We start from the raw sequence: 20,924 nt of genomic DNA, 5'->3' as shown, positions 1-20,924 counted from the left end.
CCTGATCTTATTTATGCAAACGGGTTAATGCGGCAGACAGTCCTGCCGCGAGATGGTTGATGATCTTGATCACACGGGCGTAATCCATGCGCGTAGGACCAATCACACCGATAGCTCCGACATGTTTGCCGTCAATCGCATAGGATGCAGAAATCACGGAACAATTTTTAAACTCATCAACATCGTTTTCTTGTCCGATGCGCACGCGAATCCCTGGTTCCTCATTGGCTCCCAACAGCTGAACGACCGTTTTGCTTTGTTCTAGAATGTCGAGCAGAGGACGAAGTTTTTCCACATCGCGAAATTCTGGCTGATCCAGAATCTTCGCTGTACCTCCCAGGTATATGCGCTCATTCGCATCTGTCTTCACGATTTGATTGAACAGATCCATCGCGCCTTCGAACTGTTCCATATATCGACGCAACTCGTGAGCGATCTCATCATATAAGCGCTTCTTGATCTGATAAATCGGTGTCCCTGTCAACTTCTCGTTTAGAATCGCAACGAGTTTACGAATTTCATCCAACGAGATTCCTTCGGGAACAGTAACCTTTTTGTTTTCAACTCTTCCTGTATTCGTGACCATGATCGCCACGGCCGACCGCTCATGAAGAGGGATCAATTGCAAATGTTTTAAGGTTTGTTCGTAGATTTGAGGTCCTAAAACGATCGACGTATAGTTCGTCAATGATGAGAGAATCTGGGCTGTCTGCTGGACGACCTGCTCCATCTCATCGATTCTCTCCATTAACAGTCTGCGGATGGCCCTGACCTCTTCCTCACTGACAGAAACGGGTGGCAAAAGATGATCGACATAGAATCGATATCCTTTTTCGGAAGGAACACGACCGGATGAGATATGAGGCTGTTCCAAATAACCCATTTCTTCAAGATCAGCCATCACATTCCGAATAGACGCCGGAGACAGAGAGACTTCTATATGTTTTGAAATCAAACGGGAACCTACTGGCTCGGCCGATTGTACATAATCATCAACAATGATACGCAAGATCAATTGTTGGCGCTCTGTCAACATCGAATCGTCGCCTCCGTTGTTAGCACTCCATACACTTGAGTGCTAATCTTCAGTTGAAGGATACCAGAGCTTTCTTGTCCTTGTCAATATATCCTAAGTGTCCAAAAAGGCGGCGAAAACTTCATTTGCAAGTAGAAGAGCTTGTTCCGTTAGGCGTACCCCCCGATGATCCGCTTCAAGCAATCCTGCATCCTGAAGTTTCTTGATTTCCTCGCCAAACACGGTGAGCATGTCGATTTGATGACGCTCACGAAAACGATCATACGTAACCCCTTCTCGCATACGGAGACCGAGAATCATCGTATCTTCTTGTTGTATGCGCTCATTGATTCGCTCGCTTTCCACTACGGGCCGCCGTCCCTGCAATGTCTTATCAATATAATCGGGTACCGATTTTTCGATCACGTAGCGAGTTCCCTCTACATATCCATGCGCGCCGGAGCCGGCAGCCAGATACGGTTCATTGCGCCAATACACTTGGTTATGCTCACAGGCAAACCCTTCTTTAGCGAAATTAGAAATCTCATACATTTCGTATCCATGTTGCATTGTCTTTTCCCTCAGTAACGTATACATCTCTATTTCATCCTCTTCCGGCGGCAGGGTCAACTGTCCACGATCGTACCAATTGGCAAAAGGGGTTCCTTCTTCAATTTTCAACGAATAAGCGGAAAGGTGTTCAGGATCAAGCGTCAGGAAACGCTGCAGGCTTTCATGAAATAACTCAACCGTCTGACCGGGAAGTCCGAACATCAAATCTAAATTAATAGAAGAAAAACCAGCCTTCCGTGCCCACTCATAAGACTGATAGACTTGTTCGCGATCATGCAAGCGGCCCAAACGCTTCAAAAGCTGATCGTCGAAACTCTGTACACCGAAAGAAAGACGGTTCACTCCTCCTTCGCGCAAAATACGCAATTTTTCAAGATCTACCGTCCCCGGATTTGCCTCAACGGTGACTTCCGCATCTTCATGCAGTTTGAATGAGCGGTGCAGGATGGTTAACATGCGCTCCGTTTGTTTCGCATTGAAAATCGTCGGAGTTCCTCCACCGAAAAAGACGGTGCGCAGCGGTTTCCAGTTATATTCATTCGCTAAAAGCGACAATTCTTTATCGAGAGCATCCAAGTAGCGGTCCATCACATCGCTCGTGGAAACATACGAGTTAAAATCGCAGTAATAACATTTGCTTGCACAAAAAGGAATGTGTATATAAAGGGACGTAGGAATAAGATCCATGTGAACCACCTTCTTTCTATGGTGAATATTGGTTCTGTGCGGTCGTATGAATGACACCTGCTCAGACGGCAATCATTCCTCATGTTCAGGCCTGGATTGGCTCAGCGTTTTTACATAAACCTGGCACCACCGAGCGGAGATTCCACGAGGAACCGTTTGCGCGGACGGTCGGTGTTCAACCCGAGCTTCCATAGCTCTTGGCGTTCTTTGAAATATCGAGCCAACGCTGAGACATACGACTGCTCGACTTGGTCCAACTGTTTCATAATCTCATCGGCGAGTTGTACAGGGCTTCGCTCATCTGCGGGCAGACGTACTGCTTCCCCGTTCTCTCCGATTTCGAGACGCTCTTGCCAAGGTAAAAATGCCAGTTGCGCCAGATATCCGATCACATCGGGCAACATTGCGGTTTCCCGAGTCCAATCAACAGAAAAAGCGAAGATGAGATGTTCTGGCCGATCGATATAAAAGCGTGCGATCTCATTGATTTCATCAGAATTAACAGCCACGATGATTCCCGGGCTTCTTTCGGGGGAATCGGAAAAAGCAATCATAGGTATCGCCAACATCCGTGAAAGCGCGAGGGCCAAAGGTGTTCCTTGTTGCGAAACAGATACAACATAGGAGTAAGCGGGTTTTGTAACAACTGTTTCAATCAATAATTGAAATGCCCTCAAAACGGATGCTACTTGATAGTAATTAAACGATGCGACCGCATAACGGCCATGAGCAGGGTCTTCCTGCACGTGTGGAAAATCATCCTTAAACACACGCAACAGAACCGTTCCGTACTGGGCGAAATGGAAATCGCGAATATCCTTGGGAGGATGCGCGAGCAAACGTTTTCGAAATTCCCGCAAATATTTCAGTCGTTCCATTCCCTCTTCTTCCTGACGAACTTTATGATCCAATTCAAGCAAATAAGGATCTGCTTGTTCAGGATTTCCCAAGAGAAGATGGAGATAAGCCATAGAATAAATCACATGGATAAGGGGCTCTATTTCATAAGCTCTGCGCATGAACGATAAAGCGGCTTCTATTTGAAATTCTTTCATGAGGGCGTAAGCGAGGGTATAGTTTACCACCGCTTCTTTGGGGGCAAGTTGATAACACCGGTATAAAGGTGCCAACGCCAGCCCGAACATCCCCTCATCAATAAATCGGTTCCCCAATTGAAAAAAAGCGTCTGCTCGTCGCGGCTGGAGCAACACTTGTTCAAACAGATCTGCACTTTGGTGTCTGCCTAACATTCTAAGGGCGAACGCGTATCGTTCATACACTTCACGACGGTATTCGGGAAAACGCAACGCACGATTTAACAAGCGGATTCCCTCATTATATCGTTCGGAAGCGAATTTCTGTTCCACTTCTTTAAGTATTGCTTCAACAGAATCAGTCATTGTTCTAGTTCCTTTCATTGATAAAAAAAGCTGTAATCGAAGCATATTCAATGAAACAAAGAGTGTACCGCAACTTCAACGTAAAACGAAATTGAAATCGCTCGAATGTTGAAAAGGGACACCCGACTGGGCATCCCGATGATCAATCCATTTTTAATACAGCCATAAACGCTTCTTGCGGAATTTCGACTGACCCCACTTGTTTCATGCGCTTCTTGCCTTCTTTTTGTTTTTCAAGCAACTTGCGTTTCCTAGAAATGTCTCCCCCGTAACACTTGGCCAAGACGTTCTTACGCATCGCTTTGATCGTTTCACGAGCCACAACTTTATGACCAATCGCCGCTTGAATGGGCACTTCAAACATCTGTCTCGGGATCAGTTCTTTTAATTTTTCGCAAAGAGCCTTACCGCGTTCGTATGCCTTGTCACGATGCACGATGAAAGAGAGTGCGTCCACAGGCTCCCCGTTGAGGAGAATATCCATCTTGACCAAATTCGACTCGCGATAACCTGCCAGCTCGTAATCGAATGAAGCATAGCCTCTTGTGCTTGATTTCAGCCGATCGAAGAAATCGTACACGATCTCCGTTAACGGAAGCTCATAGATCAATGTGACACGGTTCGCATCAAGATACTGCATGTCCCCAAATACACCGCGTTTTTCCTGACAGAGTTCCATCACAGGACCCACGAAGTCTTTGGGTACGATGATTGACGCTTTGACAAACGGTTCTTCCACGTGATCGATCTTGCCTGCTTCCGGCATCTTGCTTGGGTTATCGATTTCGAGCTTTTCGCCTGAGGTCGTATACACATGATAGACGACCGAAGGCGCCGTGGTAATCAATGTTAAACCGTATTCCCGCTCCAGTCGCTCCTGAATGATCTCCATGTGCAGCAATCCGAGGAACCCACAACGAAAGCCGAAACCAAGCGCATTGGAAGTCTCAGGCTCATATTTTAGAGAAGCGTCGTTTAACTCCAATTTCTCAAGCGCTTCCCGTAGATCGTTATAATCGGCTGTATCTACGGGATAGAGACCGCAGAACACCATGGGGTTGATCTTGCGATAGCCAGGCAAAGGCTCAGCCGCAGGACGTTTCGCATCTGTAATCGTATCCCCTACGCGCGTGTCGCGGACATTTTTGATACCAGCAACTACAAAACCGACATCGCCTACCGACAATTCGTCAACGATTGTCATGCGCGGAGTAAATGCTCCCACTTCAATCACTTCATGCTCGGCACCTGTCGCCATCATCCGTATTTTCATTCCGGGTTTGATCGAACCGTTGACAACACGCACGTAAACGATTACGCCCTTATACGTGTCGTAATGGGAATCAAAAATCAACGCTTGCAGGGGTTCATCGGGATCCCCTTGCGGTGCAGGCACTTTCGTGACGATCTGTTCCAGTATCTCTTCGATCCCGATACCCGCTTTTGCAGAAGCCAAGACTGCTTCGGAAGCATCCAATCCAATAATATCTTCAATTTCCTGTTTGACCCGTTCCGGCTCGGCGGAAGGAAGATCGATCTTATTGACCACCGGAAGAATCTCCAAGTTATTTTCGAGTGCCAAGTACACGTTTGCCAGTGTCTGCGCCTCGATCCCCTGTGCCGCATCTACTACGAGCAATGCTCCTTCACACGCGGCAAGACTGCGCGACACTTCATAGGTGAAGTCCACATGCCCCGGCGTGTCGATCAGATTGAGAATATACGTCTGTCCATCTTTCGCTTTGTATTTCAAGCGAACCGCTTGTAGCTTAATCGTGATGCCGCGTTCACGTTCGAGATCCATTTGATCCAAAACTTGGTCTTGCATCTCTCTGGAAGAGAGTGCACCTGTAAATTCCAAAATTCGGTCTGCCAGTGTGGATTTGCCATGGTCGATGTGTGCAATGATTGAAAAGTTGCGAATGAACTGCTGCCGTTCTCTGGCGTCCATGGGCGCCATCCTCCTTTAAAATGCCAAAAGAATGCTATTGTACATTATACATTTGCGGCAACAAAACGACAACTAAGAAGGCGTCACGATTTAATTGACGCCTTCTTCATATATTGGAGGATGGACATATCCATTGCGGTGGCGGAATGGGTGGCTACCTTGAAAAAAGTGTAGTTTGGTAGGCGTATGCTTTGCGTTCGCGCTCCGTGGAGGTCGTCTCGCATGGAACAATGATCAAATGTCGCGAGACGACCTCCAAAGTCGCTGTCTCACGCAAAGCATTACGCCCACTCGAAGACACTTTTCATCCTCTGATGGCGCCGCTTGCGGCATGGTGGGCTACTTTGAAAACTATTGTTTGGGTGGGTGTTTCGCTTTGCGCTTGGATTCGATGAAGGTCGTTCATTGGTTATATGCTTTGCGCTCAATCATCGCGCTGAGGTGAGGCCCTCTTGCGCAAACGATCGCATCAACCCTCTGGTACATTCCTGTATGCCCCTCCCGATTCGTATACTTGCTGTATCGATCGAATCGGTAACCCGACTATGTAAAGCATCCAGTTTACGGCTCATCCGTTGTCCCATGGGTCGGCCTGGTTGCTGTCCAATTTTGCCAAGAATAACCGGTTTCTTCTCTTGGTCCTCCGATATGCCCGCTGCAGTGTTAAGTTGGACATGGTTCGTTCCTATAAGGGTTTCCATTCCCCTCTCCGCAAGAGTGAAACCGATGATCGTCAACGTGATCAATAGGATCGAGTAAACACTCAACCGTAACGCCCGCACAAGGATTTGACACATCGTAAGCTCACCTGCTCAAGTTTCCGGGATTCAAATGCTATTCCCCTGGTAACATTGTCCCTTATTTTCCACCCTTTTGCTCGTCTTTGCCCACATTTGCTATGACATCAGCGAGGATGTCAGCCGCCCGATATTCTTCTTCTAACGTATTTTCCGGGCCGCCGATCTCGATAAGTACCGCATTTGAAAAAAGATCCTGGTTGTATCTGGTGTCAAATGCTGGATTGGGAATCGCCACATGTGCACCTTTGGAGACCCCCGGATACATTTGATTCAGTTTATTGTGAAGCTTCAAGGCGAATTCTTCGTTTTTCTCCTTATTTTTGTTTGATCCTCCGATGATAAAATACACTCTTGCTACATCCTGCCCATTGATCTTGACCGTTGTTTTATCGCGCGGCATAGAATCCCGATGGATGTCAAATACCATTTTGATGCTGTCATATTTTTTTAATACTTCTTGTACGGTTTTTCTCGACAAATCATATTCATTTTCCACATCGCCTTTGAACCAATAGTCGTTTTTCGTCTGGACAGCATAGATATGTTTTGCTTTTAACGATTGGAGCAGACGTTCGCCGACCAATGTGATATTCTTATCCTTGTCATACGCCTGATTAGGATCCGTAACCCCATGAAGCTCCGGCAAAAAAGATTCACGGTTATGCGTATGATAAATATAGACGATCGGCTTACCATCCGATTCTACAGGCTGTTCTTGTTGCGGCGCCGATGGTTCCGTTTGATCAGACGGTCGCGGAGGCAGATGATCTTCACCCGGCGGCTCCTGAAAGTCTTTGCTTAACGGCTCAAATTTTGTCACTGCTAATGCAGGAATTTGTTCTCCCAACATCGTAATCGGATTCTCGATGTCGATATTTGTAAATAAATAGACGAACAGTGACTTGAAGCTTGCATGCTGATTTTTCGATGGATCAAGTATATTCGGATCGGCTGATGCGTAAAGAGGGATTTCGTGATGAAAAACGGAAAGCAATGATCGGCTGCTTACCGAATGTAGAACGCGCCCGGCTAAACTGTTTTGATGATTCGGTATCAATAACTGTACCGCGACCGTTCCAAGAAGAATAAACATCACGGAGAGTGCCAGCCCCATCGTCACGATTGCCGTTCGCGCCTTTTTCGTTCCGATGTGGAAAGTGAACGAACGAAATCCTCTTCTTCTCACGTTTTTCCCGTTCATGGCGATTCTCATCCTCTCTCAGAATCTCTTATCAAAAGATATGATAGAAGAAGAGAACGTATGCTAGATTTGAAGAAACGCGAATCATCTAATGATCAAGTGTATTGAAAAAAGCGGCTCGTTATGAGCCGCCTTCACTGCAAATACATCGCCGCATCCTCCATGGTAATCGCATCGTGTAAAGCTACGTTTAAGCCATTGGCTACCACCGAGGCGATATCTTCTATAAACGTATCGATTTCCTTTGGTGTGACCATGAGGTTTTGTCCTAATGGTTGCAAGAGTTCATGAATTAACTGTTTCTTTTCTTGTTCGGTAAAATTCTCAAAAAGCTGGGCGCAAGTGTTTCCCGGGACATCCCTTTCAATTCGTTGAATTAACAAATCGATCGTATCGTGTGCGATCGTCACCGCGTCCACAACTGTAGGAACTCCTATGGCAACAACCGGAACCCCAAGCGTCTGGATATTCAGTCCTTTGCGGCGATTGCCAACTCCTGCACCCGGCGTGATTCCTGTATCTGTTATCTGAATCGTTGTATTGACTCTCTCAAGCGATCGGGATGCGAGTGCATCAATTGCGATAACCAGATCCGGTTGAATATGTTCGACGATCCCTTTAACGATCTCGCTGGTCTCTACACCTGTGATTCCCAGAACACCTGGAGCAACGGCTGCAACCGGACGAAATCCTTCTTTCACCACATCAGGCATATGTAAAAACAAGTGTCTTGTCACAAATAGCTTTTCAACAACGAGCGGCCCCAGTGCGTCGGGAGTTACATTCCAGTTTCCGAGGCCCACGACAAGTACCGAATCTTTTTCTCTCAGTCGCAAAAATCCTTTTAATTCCCGAGCGAATACTTCCGCTACCTTGTGTTGCAACTCGGGATCTTTATAACGAAGCTCCGGTACATCAAATGTCAAATAGTGGCCCATCATTTTGTTCATGATCCGCGATCCGTTCATATCTTTGATATGCATTCGCGAGATATGGATCCCACTCTCGTCTGTCTGCTCCACATCAACTCCCGGGATTTCGGTACCCCCTTGTTCGACTCCGGCTAACTGATGGGCTTCCAGTGCAAGGTCTGTGCGAATCGAGTAACTGTTCCAATCCATACGGAAGGATCCCCTTTCTGGTAGCTACACTCTTAGCCTTTAGGATATTTAAAAACAATCGTCACTATACAAATCGATGAGTTGCTTTTCCAGTTTTCACGTGATAAAATAGCCAATGTCCTCTTGATGGATCGTAAAAGGTTTTTTTAAGGAGGTGAAAAGGATGCCGAATATTAAATCTGCCATTAAGCGTGTGAAAATTTCCCGCGCTCGTACTCTTCGTAACGCTGCGGCGAAATCCGCCCTCCGTACAGCGATTAAAAAGTTTGAGGCAGCGCTTGCAAATAACGACAAGGAGAACGCACAAGTTCTTCTTCGCCAGGCTACACGCTCACTCGATAAAGCGGTAACCAAAGGGATTATTCATAAAAACAAAGCTGCTCGCAAAAAGTCGCGTTTGATGCGTAAATTCAATCAGTTAAACGCGAGTGCATAATGACAAAGAAAACGACCTGTCAAAGGTCGTTTTTCTATTGTATCTCTAGTTCCCACCTCATGATACTTTTTACGGGAGAATCACCCTAAATGACTCTTCATTTATTTGTCTCGTCGCATTCTCGTCTTGTCTACTCTATATAGGTTCTTTTCCGTTTTCTTCAGCTAACTTCTGCTGGGCGATCTCAACCAATTTACGTACCATGGAGCCGCCAAGTTGTCCGCCTACTTTTCCTGCTTGACGCGTCGTCAAATCACCGTTATCCCCTTGCAGAAGGGGAACGCCTAATTGCTCCGCTACTTCATATTTGATGTCATTGGGATTGGTCGAACAGGTGACTGTATTCGTTAACCCCTGTTCTTCACGCACCAACTCGCATTTGAGACGATCCAGCACTTGTCGAGCCTCGGGAACGAGAATGCGATTGCGTCTTCTCGCCATTGAAACACCTCCCACACTTATTGTACCCAAATGACATAATCGCTTTCTTGGAAACAAGTGCTTGGGTGGGTGTATCGCTTTGCGCTTGGGTTCGATGAAGGTCGTTCCGCCCGGATTCTTAACAGAGGTTGCGGAACGACCTTCAACTCACCTCTGCGCCGCAAAGTGATAACACCCACCCAAAAGCCACTCCGTTGTATTTGGCAGCTTTAAATCTCTCATCCTGTACAAGAAATTTTTCACCCTCTGATGGCGCCGCCCATGTGGCATGGGGGACTACCAAGAAATTGAGGAAGGCGCAGCAAAAACGTTTCGACCCCTTCCGTATCTCCGATTTGACCGGACTTGATTTTGTAATCCATTTCCGCCAACTCGCAAAGCATTGATTCAAGCTGTTGAAGCGAATAGCTTCTCGCCTGTTCGTAGGCTCTTTTGCAGACAAACGGATGAGCACCGATCATTCCGGCAATATGTTGGACGGCAAAGCCCCGCTGCGAATACAGCTTCACCTGAAGCATCATGCGAACTTGGCGCGTAATCATGAAAAGCAGTTTCACAGGTGCTTCCTTCTGCTTGAGCAAATCATAGAAAAGGCGTATAGCCCGTTCCATACGTCCACGTACGACTTCGTCGATAAAAACGAAAATATCTTGTTCGATGGTGCGCGCAGCGAGTAGATCGACCACATCTTCATCGATCACTTCCGATTCATCCGTGTAAAGACAGAGTTTATCGATTTCTGTCTGCAGGAGTTGCAAATTTGTTCCTACATAGAGAATCAAGCGATTGATCGCGTCTGGTGTGATACGACCTCTCCGTTTTTTCACCTGTTTTTCGATCCAATCGCGGCATTCATGTTCTTTCAGCGTGTGGAAGCTTACTACTTTCGCCCGTTTCATCGCTAACTTTGTAATTTTTTTACGCTCATCCAGTTTATCCGCATAGACAAGAAAAACGACGGTCGAAAAGGGGGCAGGTTGTTCCAAATACTTTTCCAATGAGGTTAAATCATGCTCAACACGTGTTCCTTTCGTCCCTGTAAAAAGAAACGCATTCTCTACGATGATCAGGCGCCTTTCAGCCATAAAGGGCATCGAATCCGCTTCCTGTACAACTGCCTGAATAGGCGTTTCATCACAGTGGAAGCGTAAGCAATTGAAAGAATCGGCTGGCACCAACCGCTTGATCAATTCTTCGACAACCTCTTGCATCAAAACCTGTTCGCTCCCGTAAAACAAATACAAGGGAAGAATATCCCCATTTTGAATGCTGCTCATCAATTCCCGATAATGTTTCAGCACCCGACTCTCTCCTTGTAAAGATCTTCTCTTCAAAAAATACTTCAATGGAAGCAGATATTCGTTCATCCATGATCAAGCATATCCTTATTTTGGATCATTTCGTATCGCTCAATAACAAAAAGGGTATTTCCCCCCAAGCAAGTATTACTTACAGTCTATCACACAATTTGTAAGCTGCCAGCCGCGCCAAAAATGAAAAGCCTTGACGGACAAGGCTTTTCTCACGGCAGCGGACTCCCTATGTTTAGACTATCTGTGCATAAACTGACCTCTCTTCTTAGCTACCATTCGCAGTCCGCCAAGATTATAGAGATATTTCACTTTGGTCATTTCCTTGAGAAAACCGGCAGGCACCCCGCTCGTCTTAAATCCTTTGATGTTCCCTACCCCCACTTCTGAACCGAGAGAAGCCAATGTACCCATATAATGAAATTCGAAAGGTCTCAGCTCTTGATGACGCAAAAGAGCATTGAGATTTTTGGCACAATGCTCCCCCATTTGTGAAGCCAATTGACCGGTGGGAGGCAAGGGTTTTCCATCTGGGCCGATGAAACAGGAGGAATCCCCTAAAACAAATACGTTCTCATAATCAACTGATTGTAGATATTCGTTAACCTTTGCCCGTCCTCTCGGATCTGTCTCAAAACCGGCTTCCGCAAGCAAAGGATTCGCCCGTACTCCTCCCGTCCAGATAATCGTTTTCGCTTCGATGGTTTCCCCGCTCGCAAGTTCCACGACATGTTCACCAACGCGCGTAATCTTTTCTCCTGTACGGATTTTTATCCCTTTCTTCGTCAAAACGTTCATCGCCGTTTCTTGCAAACTCTTATCAAGCATCGGAAGTATGACAGGTGCGGCTTCAATATTAATCACTTCCACTTGATGAGAAGGTACACGATAAGCGGCTGTTAATTGTGGTAGCCATTCGGCCAATTCCCCGACCAATTCGATTCCTGTGAGTCCTGCCCCGCCAACGATGATACGCAAACGTGTTGAATCTTGATCTTGATTATAAAGAAGAAATTGCTCTTCGACATGTTCTCTGATTTCCTTGGCGGTATCCAAACTGCGCAGTAACAAGGCGTGTTCCTTTAATCCGGGAATCCCGAAGAATTCCGGAGCATTCCCGAGCGCAAAGACCAAATAATCGTATTCATATTCACTTTTTTCGGTGATGATCTTATTCTCTTGGGGACGAAGAGCAGTCACAACATCTTGAATAATCGTCGCCTGATCTTCATTCAAGACATCCTCTAAGTCGACATAATACTCTTCCGCATCATTTCGTCCACCGGCCAATTCATGCAATAATGTTGTAAAATAATGATACCGATGTTTGTTTATGAGAGTAAATGGAATGTCGAGTTTTTGCAAGCGAACCCCACAGGCTATACCTGCATATCCTGCTCCCAACACGACAATCTTGGTCATGTATAAAACACCCTTCCTTTTGATGGTATAGGCGTTTCCAGCGACGGTTTTTTGTTTTAGTGTCTCATTCCGTTACATACAACATTCGATTGCATCGTGTAATATTTATTGGCTAGATTGTGAAATTATGCACTTACTATATTATATTTCTAAAGGCAGAAAAATGTTCGATTCGCTAGAGACTATTTTCACAAAGAAAAGCCGCTGCTTTGTAGCAAACGGCTCCATCCTCGTTTATTTTCAGTATACTTTTCAACTGAAGAGTCGTTTCAATTGCACCCAATTATTCCACTGATTTTGTCCGGCAGGGTGTGATTTTCCTTTCTCTTCCGCACTGACAGAAAGTGCAAGGATCGTCAAGCATACGTATATGCTACCGATCATAACCCATTTTTTCAAACGTAAGACCCCCTATTCCCGCTCATCCATCCAGTGATCGCCCAAGATATCAATATTACTGGCGAGAAGGGGCTCCGAATGGCTGCAAAGTGGGCAAACAAAATACATCACACCCTGAACGATGTCTCCATACAAACAGGTGCCGTCCAATTCCATGCGTGTATCACACCTTGAGCACTGTGCGGTAGCCATCTCGCTTCCTCCCTGTTATACCGTTTTTTCGGTGTTCCAAGTGACGATCTCATCTTCTTCAGGATCCGGGTCGGCATTCAGATGATCGTAACCCGTTGAGCGCATGACCGAGACGATTTGGTTTGAAAGTTCATGGGTCAACGAATTCATGTTGTTTTGCTCATCCGCCAGTTGAACATCCATATGCCCTTTGATTACATACCAGTCTGTTTTGGATCCTTTTATCGGTTGCACAACAGAAATGGAATCGATATGATCCATCTGTTGTGTATTTCTTACCAGTTGTTCATCTGTCATTTCATCGTTTGACGGAAGATGAACGATATATCCCACTTGAACCTGTTCGTTTTGCGGTGTCATGACCACATCGACATATGGACTCGCATCATCAAGTAAGTCGAGCCTCGCATGAATCCACGTGCTTTGTTCTGCACAGACTGAACCAAGGGGCATCTCCATACGATTTCGTACGATTGTAACGGGAGCCTGTTCGTCCATTATATCGATAAACTGTTTGATGAACGTTTCATACATTGTGTATCCTCCTTCTCTGTTTCTAGGATTTACCGAACAGGTTCACTTATGCATCCCCTTTGTGACTTCAATCGTCAAGTTCTCACCGTCCGTACGGCAAAGCACAGCACCCGCTTCGTCCGTACGGATCATGCGTGCGCCTTCCTGCTCTAAACGTTCCAATACTTCCTGATCCGGATGACCGTAGCGGTTGTTTTTTCCTACCGAAATGATCGCGTAACGTGGGTGAACCGTTTGCAAAAAAGCGGAAGATGTCGAATATTTGCTCCCGTGATGAGCGACTTTCAACGCATCAACAGGATGGAGAGATGACTGCATCAAAGGTTCGACTTCCCCCTCCACATCACCGGTAAAGAGAAATGAGCGATTTCCGTAATCCAGTTCAAAGACGATACAGTTCGCATTTACATCCCTTCTCGTTCCTCGGATATAAGGAGAGGGGGGATTGATGATTTGCAGAGAGAGCCCTTGATCGACATCCCACCGATCTCCTTTGTGCGCGAGATATAATGGTATTTCTTTCTCTTGAACCAGAGCTAGAAACTCTTTATAGGATTCACTTTCATCAGGAAAGCCGGGGATAAGAACGCTCTTCACGGGTACTTCGTGCAGCACAGAAAACAGCCCCATCATGTGATCCTGATCGGGATGTGACAAAATCAGCATGTCGATTTGCCGGACACCTTCGTTCCGCAAATAAGGCACGACGATTTTTTCGCCCACATTATATTCACCATGTGCACTTTTGTAGGCTCCTCCCCCGTCGACGAGTATCACCCGGTTTGACGGTGTACGAATAAAAATCGAGTCCCCTTGTCCGACATCGAGAAACGTCACGAGGAGTTGTTTACCGGGTGATACTGGACACCATAAAGCGACCAGGTAAACGCCGATCATCAAGAGCGACAACTTGCGGACGACTTGAATACGCTTCAATCGCTCGACGACGAGAAGCAACAGCCCTCCATAGTAAGAAGCGAGAAAGACTGGTGACGGTGAAGCGAACGACATCAACAACCACTCTTTTTTTCCGATGAAGAGAACAGGCTTCAACATCAGATAAAGTAGGGCGTTCCCCAGTGGAACAAGCCACGCGGTAACTAAGGGAGATAGCAGACCCATGAAAAGCAGCAAAAAACCCAAGGGGACAAGAACGGCAACAAATGGTGCGACATAGAGATTCGCCAAGATGGATACCGGTGTATAGATATGAAATGTATGAATGAGTAAGGGAACCGAAACAAGTTCCGCTGCAAGCGTTGCTGCCAAAGCATTCTTGAGGATAGAGGGAAGAAAAGAGAAGAAGGTTGTTAAACGGGGAGTCAGTACAATTAACCCGATCGTAACACCGTACGATAATTGAAATCCAAGATCCCAGAGAATGAGTGGGTCGATGAAAATCGATACCCATGCACTTACACCGACAAGCGTCAATAAATCGACAGGTCGATCCATCACTTTCCCAATAAGTAACAAAGAAGCCATGATTCCTGCCCTCAACACAGATGGCGTCGCTCCGGCCAGTCCTACATAAAACGCAATGAATGGCAGTATAATCATGAGTCGTATCCAAGGTTGTACACTCAGCCTCGCAAGAAGCCACCACACAGGCATGACGAGCAACGCCACATTCATGCCTGATGCAGCGAGGATATGGGTAATACCCAGTACTGAAAACGATTCTTCCATCTGATGATCCAGTTGATCGGTCCAACCGCATAGCAATCCACCGAGAAACCCGGCTTCTCCTGGCGAAAATAATGTTCGCAAAGTCACCTCCACGCGCTCGCGCACAGTCGCCAATAAGGATCTCCACCAGGAATCGACTGTTTTCAGTCGTTGAATGCTCTTTTCCCCTTCTGCAGGCACCAAGACGGCATGAATCCCTCTGCGAAATAAATATTCTTTTTCATTAAAAGCCCCTGGGTTACGCGGAAGAGAGGGCGCCCGTAAAGTGCCTTCCACTTGCATGCAATCCCCTGCTTGTATCTTAATCATCTTGCCCGTTCTGACCCACACGCGATCGATAAAAGGTTGTTCGAACTCGAGGGGAAACACCCACATCTCCCCTTGCCTGATTGGAATCTCTTGAACAATCCCCCGGATCCTCACCTCTTTTTCCAACCATGGGCCAACGGCAGGAGGATGATGTTCAAGATACGCGATGACAGTCGTTGACCCGCTGCAAAGTAATGCAAGCGAAAGAAACAAGGAAGAAAGGACATTTTTTTGCTCCCGGCAGAACCAACTGAGAGATAAAAAGAACAGGCTAAGGAGAAGAAAGATCAGTGGGGAAAAATGTCTGGGGATGAGAGGAGGCCATACGGCACCTACCGCAAAAAGAATCGAAGTTTGAAAGAGAAGTCTGCGCAAAGGCATCTATCCTTTCACAAAAACATTTTCACTAAAGAGACTGTGATGTGATCTTTCCATCCAGTCGTGGATCGACATCGTTTGATCGTGAAGGCTGTTTAAACGCGGATGATAAGGGAGACCCCTTAGCTTCGGGGCCTCCAGGGAGCGATTATTTCTTTTGTTGAAACTGTTGTTGCGTCCCTTGTGCTTGTTGATTCATTTTGTATTGCGGCTCTTGTTGTTCCATTTGGTTGATGCGGTTACGAAGAGGAGTTACGATTTGTTGTTCCATCGTTTGCGCCAACTGAGAGAACATTTGTTTCGCTTGTTGGTTTTCGGTATCTAATGCGAACGATTTAAAGCTTGCCGCTGCAGATTCGCAAGATGCGAGAGTTTGGTGCAGTTTCGTTCCTACTGTCATTCGATCTCCTCCTCCATAGATGTTTTGGGGCTGTCCCCTTCACTACTATGGACAGAAGAGGCCGAGCTCATGACAAGAAATAATTACCCCAAAAATTTTACTGCACAACGACTTTATCGCGTAAACTTTCAATCAGTTTATCCCCAAAACCTTTTACTTTTTTCAGATCGTCCACCGATTGAAAGGGCCCGTGTGTATTTCTGTACTCGATGATCGCCTTGATACGGCTGCTTCCCAACCCGGGCAATTTGTCGAAATCCGCTTCCGTTGCATGGTTCAAATCCACTTTACCGTCTGCGGTCATACCACCCGTTTGTTGAGTGACCGCCGCATGAGCGTCATTTTGTTGAACAGAGGGAATCGTCACTTGACCGCCGTCCACCAATTTCGCGGCGAGATTCACCTTGCTCAAATCTGCGTTTTCCAAAGCTCCTCCGGCAGCCGCGATCGCGTCGGCCACGCGGGAATCGGCGGGCAAAGAAACGACCCCAGGATGGTGAACGCTTCCTTTCACGTCTACTTTAACAGATTGTGTCTGTGTGTTCCCTCTTTTTCCTTCTACTTGTTTCGTCTGTTCTGAAGGTTCTGTCTTTTGAAAAGGAAGTTCAGCCGCTTCACGTGAAGGTTTCAGTGTAACATAAATTCCGATTGAAAAGAGAACCGCGACTAACAATGCGATCAAAAGGATCTGTTCTCGCCTTGTAAAACGTAACACAATCCTATATCCCTCCCCATTTTCCCAACCCGGCACAATTTTTATTCGGGTCGGTACTCGGATTGATTTATACTTTTCATAATTATTAACTTCGACATTTAAAAAACATATCCTTCTTTTTCCGAATGTGAGATGTATTACATGCGAACGAAAACCGATATGGCATAATATCACTGTCCATAAGTTTTAGGGAGGTGGTTTTTTCATGCCTGGACTCTTTGATCCATTTACACTCAAGTCGTTGAAACTAAAAAATCGTGTCGTTATGCCGCCGATGTGCCAATACTCGGTAACCGCCAAAGACGGGAAACCAAACGACTGGCATTTTGTCCACTATACCAGCCGCGCGATCGGGGGAGCCGGACTGATCATTATCGAAATGACTGACGTTGAACCGGATGGACGTATCACCGATTATGACCTCGGCATTTGGTCAGATGATCATATCCCTGCATTTAAAAGAATCATCACAGCTTGTCAGTCGTATGGAGCGAAAGTGGGGATTCAAATCGGTCACGCCGGACGCAAAGCGGAAGATGCTGATGTCCCCGTATCCGCATCGGCGATCCCCTTTTCCGAGAAATATAAGACACCCCGCGCATTGACCACGCAAGAGGTCAAAGAAATGGTTTACAAGTTCGAAGGTGCATTTCGCCGTGCGATAGAGGCAGGTGTGGACACGATCGAAATCCATGGTGCACACGGGTATCTCATTCATCAGTTTCATTCCCCGTTAACCAATAAGCGGGATGACGAATACGGAAAAGATCTTTCCCGTTTTGGCGTAGAAATCATTCAAGCAGCGAAAAGGGTCATGCCGGAAGACATGCCATTGATCATGCGCGTCTCCGCCATCGAATATGTGGAAGGCGGATATGGAATCGACCATATCCTCAACCTATGTGCAAAATACAAAGAGGCTGGAGTCGATATCTTCCACGTCTCATCCGGCGGAGAAGGTCCCATCGGCTCTGGAGGAAGACCTGGTTCTCATCCCGGTTACCAAGTGCCATTTGCCGAACGAATCAAAAAAGAACTCAACGTACCTGTGATCGCCGTGGGACGGTTGGAAGATCCGCTGCTCGCCGAGTCGATTCTGCAAAACGGTCAGACCGATCTGGTTGCAGTCGCCCGTGGGATGCTTCGCAACCCTTATTGGGCAAACGAAGCGAGCATTCTGTTGAAAAAAGGTCCGCAAACACCCAAACCGTATGATCGAGCTTATTCGATTTAAGAATATGTTCCATACGGTCACTTGAAAAGATAGGTTGAACATTGAACGGGGGACATCCTTCCTTCCCCCGTTCACAAGACTGTTTTTCGCTTCAACTCTTGTTTCCTTCCGTCTTTTTTAAAAGGCGATACAATTGACTCGCTCTGTGGAAAAACCTCGTCTCTGCCCCGTGCCTTCCTATTATCTCATGAACAAATGCCGCATGTGACGGATGACCAACCTTAGGATCGGAAAGATACAAACCGAGCAGGCCGTGGATGACCATTTCATGAAACGCACGATGAGGCAATGGTCGTACGGCTTCGACCGCACGATTCACAAAGTAATCGATCCGTCTGTATGCTTCGTCCACTGAAGGGTAATACGCCACAAAATTCAAATCCCCCCCTTGTCGATCTTCCTCTTGATCAATAAAATAATCCAGTAAGATATGTAATCCGCACACCCAAGGAAAGTATGCTTCCGCCAACTGGGCGGTTTCCGACACTGTCAGATTGTCCTCAAGTGCTGCGAGAAAGAGCACAAACATACCAAGTGTTGATCCTGTAGCCGCAGCAAATTCCCACCAAGCGAGTTCTGGGTATTGTGCGCGATATTCGTTCCACCAAGCGAGCAATAATGGTTCTCTGTCTTCGAGCTTTACATGCTTATATGTCTGCAGGTCCCCATAGAGTCTTACCCAGTGTAAAACATAGGGTTGGATCAAACGGTAACTCGGTAATGCCGCCGTCATTTCTTGGCAAACGGTAACCAAAGCATGCAGATAGCCCCCGTCTTCCCGTTCCTCCCGGAAACGATAGTAATCTTGTAAAAGGTTCCCAGGAGACACCGCATCAATCATAGACTGATGAAGAAGGCGAAAATCGTCTGGATCCAATGAAGTACTGCGATCACAGAGATTGTCCAAATAATCGCTAATCGTTTGCAGTGCAACGATCAAAGTGACCAATTCCTTCGCTCTTGGTAAAACGGCCGCAGCATATACACATCCGCCATCTGCGTGAAAACGTTTGGAAGAGAGGCTTGCAAGCGCCTGTTTTCGAAGTTCAGGGTCAGGTATTTTCAAGGCGTGATCTCTCCATTTATGAAGCTCCCGTTTCGTCAGCGGAAAAACATTGCGAAAACAACGATACATAAAAGAAAAAGGGGTTTGCGGCGCTTGGATCACGTTGAACCTTCATCTCCTTGTCTCAGCATTCATCGTATAGTGTAACATAACACCAGATTTTATTTGTTTAGGAATCCCCGGTACGTTATGCTAATGACAGAAGACTCGATAAGGAGCTGTTGCCAATTGAAAAAATTCCTCATAAATTCGCGCGGTCAACGCATTCATCTCATCGAGAACACATTTGGTAAGGATTCACTTTTTATATTATGCCACGGATTTACGGGAAGCAGTGACAGTCATGTGATCGCCTCCCTTCGTGACGTATTGACCCAAAACCGGATGGATAATGTATCGGTCGACTTCACAAACAATTTGAATGAATCGGAGGGAGAATTTGAAAATCATACTATCTCCCTCGAAATCGAAGATTTGCGGGATGTATACACACATTATCGTGACACATACGATCATATCTATCTCCTCGGTCATAGCATGGGATGTACAGTTGTCACTCAGTTCGCCATTGAAACGCCCATCGATGGGATCATCCTTGCAGCACCCGCGTACAACATTGCGGAAGTGATTATTAGCTTCGCAGAGGAAGATGTGGATACTGCAGTTGCAAAATGGAGGGAACAAGGGACGGTTCCCATATATAAAGAGGCACATGACCGTTATTATCCGCTCCGTTTCTCCTTTTACGAAGACGCGATTGCCATTCCGTATGAACGCGTGAGGGAAATTGTCTGCCCCTGCCTTGTCATTTACAGCGATGCGGATACCGTTGTTCCTCCGGAGCAATCGCAAGCGCTCTACGACCGCATCGGTTCATCTGATAAGGAGATCGTCAACATTTCCGGTGCAGACCATTCGTTTGAGTCTCCTTCTTTCACAAAACAATTACAGGCTATCGTCATGCGTTGGATCAACAAGCAAACAGCTGGCTCCAGATGACAACACTCATGCGGTGGTCGGCACTACAAAAAGAGACGCCTGTTCGCGAGCTCTGATCATGCAAAGCTCTCGAAAGGCGTCTCTTTTCTTGCTTACCCTTCAACCGTGTAGGGCAGCAATGCAACCATTCGAGCATTCTTGATCGCCGTAGTTACCTGGCGTTGATGACCGGCACAGTTACCGGAGATACGGCGCGGCAGGATTTTTCCACGTTCAGTGATATACCGCTTCAAACGATTGACATCTTTGTAATCTACATGTTCTACTTTTTCAATGCAAAGCATGCAGACTTTTTTTCTTTTACCACGCTTTTTGAATGTCATCTTATTTACCTCCATGTACAGGATTCAAAACAGTCAAGTAACGCAGAACATGATCGGAAATGCGGAGCACGCGTTCCAACTCTTGCGGAGCCGTGGCAGGTGCCGAGTAGTTCACAACTACATAGAACCCTTCTCGATTTCCGGCGATTTCATAAGCGAGACGTCGTTTACCCATTTCAGTCTGCTTGTCTACTGTACCGCCCTGTTCTGTAATTACCGACTGGAATCTTTCCATGAGAGCTTTGCGTTCTTCTTCATCCAGCTCTGGCTGAAGAATGTACATCGTTTCGTATTGACGCATCCTAAATCCTCCTTTTGGACTTTGACCC

At 46.5% G+C, this 20,924-nt stretch carries 21 protein-coding genes; 3 read left to right on the top strand and 18 right to left on the bottom strand.

The window, feature by feature from the left end:
• Positions 1-7: 7 nt before the first annotated feature.
• The 7 genes from hrcA to gpr all read right to left on the bottom strand — a co-directional run bounded on the left by hrcA (position 8) and on the right by gpr (position 8,748).
• Positions 8-1,036, bottom strand: coding sequence for a heat-inducible transcriptional repressor HrcA (gene hrcA / locus DNHGIG_RS14980; RefSeq protein ID WP_282200345.1), 1,029 nt, complete (start codon positions 1,034-1,036; stop codon positions 8-10).
• A 93-nt stretch (positions 1,037-1,129) separates the two neighbouring features.
• On the bottom strand, positions 1,130-2,275 hold the full coding sequence (gene hemW / locus DNHGIG_RS14975) for a radical SAM family heme chaperone HemW (RefSeq protein WP_282200344.1): 1,146 nt from the start codon (positions 2,273-2,275) through the stop codon (positions 1,130-1,132).
• A gap of 110 nt (positions 2,276-2,385) precedes the next feature.
• Positions 2,386-3,675: a tetratricopeptide repeat protein gene (locus DNHGIG_RS14970; protein ID WP_282200343.1), complete on the bottom strand. Its 1,290-nt coding sequence runs from the start codon at positions 3,673-3,675 to the stop codon at positions 2,386-2,388.
• A gap of 142 nt (positions 3,676-3,817) precedes the next feature.
• Complete coding sequence (gene lepA / locus DNHGIG_RS14965) at positions 3,818-5,626, bottom strand: translation elongation factor 4 (protein ID WP_282200342.1); 1,809 nt, start codon at positions 5,624-5,626, stop codon at positions 3,818-3,820.
• A 428-nt stretch (positions 5,627-6,054) separates the two neighbouring features.
• Positions 6,055-6,423 carry a hypothetical protein gene (locus tag DNHGIG_RS14960; protein ID WP_282200341.1) on the bottom strand — a complete coding sequence of 123 codons (369 nt, stop codon included), beginning with the start codon at positions 6,421-6,423 and terminating at the stop codon, positions 6,055-6,057.
• Between the two features lie 61 nt (positions 6,424-6,484).
• Positions 6,485-7,627 carry a stage II sporulation protein P gene (gene spoIIP / locus DNHGIG_RS14955; protein WP_282200340.1) on the bottom strand — a complete coding sequence of 381 codons (1,143 nt, stop codon included), beginning with the start codon at positions 7,625-7,627 and terminating at the stop codon, positions 6,485-6,487.
• A gap of 134 nt (positions 7,628-7,761) precedes the next feature.
• A complete protein-coding gene (gpr, locus tag DNHGIG_RS14950; protein ID WP_282200339.1) occupies positions 7,762-8,748 on the bottom strand; it encodes a GPR endopeptidase in 987 nt (328 codons plus the stop codon).
• 163 nt (positions 8,749-8,911) lie between these two features.
• On the opposite strand from gpr, the gene rpsT reads away from it, so the two are divergent.
• Positions 8,912-9,184: a 30S ribosomal protein S20 gene (gene rpsT / locus DNHGIG_RS14945; RefSeq protein WP_282200338.1), complete on the top strand. Its 273-nt coding sequence runs from the start codon at positions 8,912-8,914 to the stop codon at positions 9,182-9,184.
• Positions 9,185-9,319: 135 nt separating this feature from the next.
• On the opposite strand, the gene DNHGIG_RS14940 is transcribed toward rpsT, so the two are convergent.
• From DNHGIG_RS14940 to DNHGIG_RS14905, 8 genes are all read right to left on the bottom strand, one after another.
• Complete coding sequence (locus DNHGIG_RS14940) at positions 9,320-9,625, bottom strand: alpha/beta-type small acid-soluble spore protein (protein WP_282200337.1); 306 nt, start codon at positions 9,623-9,625, stop codon at positions 9,320-9,322.
• Between the two features lie 239 nt (positions 9,626-9,864).
• The gene (gene holA, locus DNHGIG_RS14935) at positions 9,865-10,926 is read right to left on the bottom strand and encodes a DNA polymerase III subunit delta (RefSeq protein WP_282200336.1); all 1,062 of its coding nucleotides are present in this window, start codon (positions 10,924-10,926) and stop codon (positions 9,865-9,867) included.
• A 249-nt stretch (positions 10,927-11,175) separates the two neighbouring features.
• Entirely contained in the window at positions 11,176-12,357 is a 1,182-nt protein-coding gene (locus DNHGIG_RS14930; RefSeq protein WP_282200335.1) for an NAD(P)/FAD-dependent oxidoreductase, read from the bottom strand.
• Between the two features lie 252 nt (positions 12,358-12,609).
• Positions 12,610-12,756: a hypothetical protein gene (locus DNHGIG_RS14925; RefSeq protein WP_282200334.1), complete on the bottom strand. Its 147-nt coding sequence runs from the start codon at positions 12,754-12,756 to the stop codon at positions 12,610-12,612.
• A gap of 207 nt (positions 12,757-12,963) precedes the next feature.
• The gene (locus DNHGIG_RS14920) at positions 12,964-13,482 is read right to left on the bottom strand and encodes a hypothetical protein (protein WP_282200333.1); all 519 of its coding nucleotides are present in this window, start codon (positions 13,480-13,482) and stop codon (positions 12,964-12,966) included.
• A gap of 42 nt (positions 13,483-13,524) precedes the next feature.
• On the bottom strand, positions 13,525-15,855 hold the full coding sequence (locus tag DNHGIG_RS14915; RefSeq protein ID WP_282200332.1) for a DNA internalization-related competence protein ComEC/Rec2: 2,331 nt from the start codon (positions 15,853-15,855) through the stop codon (positions 13,525-13,527).
• A 151-nt stretch (positions 15,856-16,006) separates the two neighbouring features.
• Positions 16,007-16,258 (bottom strand): DUF1657 domain-containing protein, encoded by a 252-nt coding sequence (locus DNHGIG_RS14910; RefSeq protein ID WP_282200331.1) that lies wholly within the window; start codon positions 16,256-16,258, stop codon positions 16,007-16,009.
• Positions 16,259-16,355: 97 nt separating this feature from the next.
• The gene (locus DNHGIG_RS14905) at positions 16,356-16,973 is read right to left on the bottom strand and encodes a ComEA family DNA-binding protein (protein ID WP_282200330.1); all 618 of its coding nucleotides are present in this window, start codon (positions 16,971-16,973) and stop codon (positions 16,356-16,358) included.
• Positions 16,974-17,178: 205 nt separating this feature from the next.
• Here DNHGIG_RS14905 and DNHGIG_RS14900 point away from each other — a divergent pair, with 205 nt between their 5' ends.
• Positions 17,179-18,207, top strand: coding sequence for an NADH:flavin oxidoreductase/NADH oxidase (locus tag DNHGIG_RS14900; RefSeq protein WP_282200329.1), 1,029 nt, complete (start codon positions 17,179-17,181; stop codon positions 18,205-18,207).
• A gap of 91 nt (positions 18,208-18,298) precedes the next feature.
• Here DNHGIG_RS14900 and DNHGIG_RS14895 read toward each other — a convergent pair whose 3' ends face one another.
• Positions 18,299-19,342, bottom strand: a complete 1,044-nt coding sequence (locus DNHGIG_RS14895) for a tetraprenyl-beta-curcumene synthase family protein (protein ID WP_439647776.1) — start codon at positions 19,340-19,342, stop codon at positions 18,299-18,301.
• A gap of 159 nt (positions 19,343-19,501) precedes the next feature.
• On the opposite strand from DNHGIG_RS14895, the gene DNHGIG_RS14890 reads away from it, so the two are divergent.
• Entirely contained in the window at positions 19,502-20,272 is a 771-nt protein-coding gene (locus DNHGIG_RS14890; RefSeq protein WP_282200327.1) for an alpha/beta hydrolase, read from the top strand.
• A 92-nt stretch (positions 20,273-20,364) separates the two neighbouring features.
• Here the strand turns inward: DNHGIG_RS14890 and rpsR are convergent, their stop codons facing one another.
• Both rpsR and rpsF read right to left on the bottom strand, forming a co-directional pair.
• Complete coding sequence (gene rpsR / locus DNHGIG_RS14885; RefSeq protein WP_282200326.1) at positions 20,365-20,595, bottom strand: 30S ribosomal protein S18; 231 nt, start codon at positions 20,593-20,595, stop codon at positions 20,365-20,367.
• Position 20,596: 1 nt separating this feature from the next.
• On the bottom strand, positions 20,597-20,896 hold the full coding sequence (gene rpsF, locus DNHGIG_RS14880; protein ID WP_282200325.1) for a 30S ribosomal protein S6: 300 nt from the start codon (positions 20,894-20,896) through the stop codon (positions 20,597-20,599).
• Between the last annotated feature and the right edge of the window lie 28 nt (positions 20,897-20,924).

It is taken from the genome of Collibacillus ludicampi, assembly GCF_023705585.1.
Classification (GTDB): Bacteria; Bacillota; Bacilli; order Tumebacillales; family BOQE01; genus Collibacillus; species Collibacillus ludicampi.
Note: the sequence above shows the minus strand (reverse complement) of the source record. Positions and strands in the feature narration are given on the sequence as shown.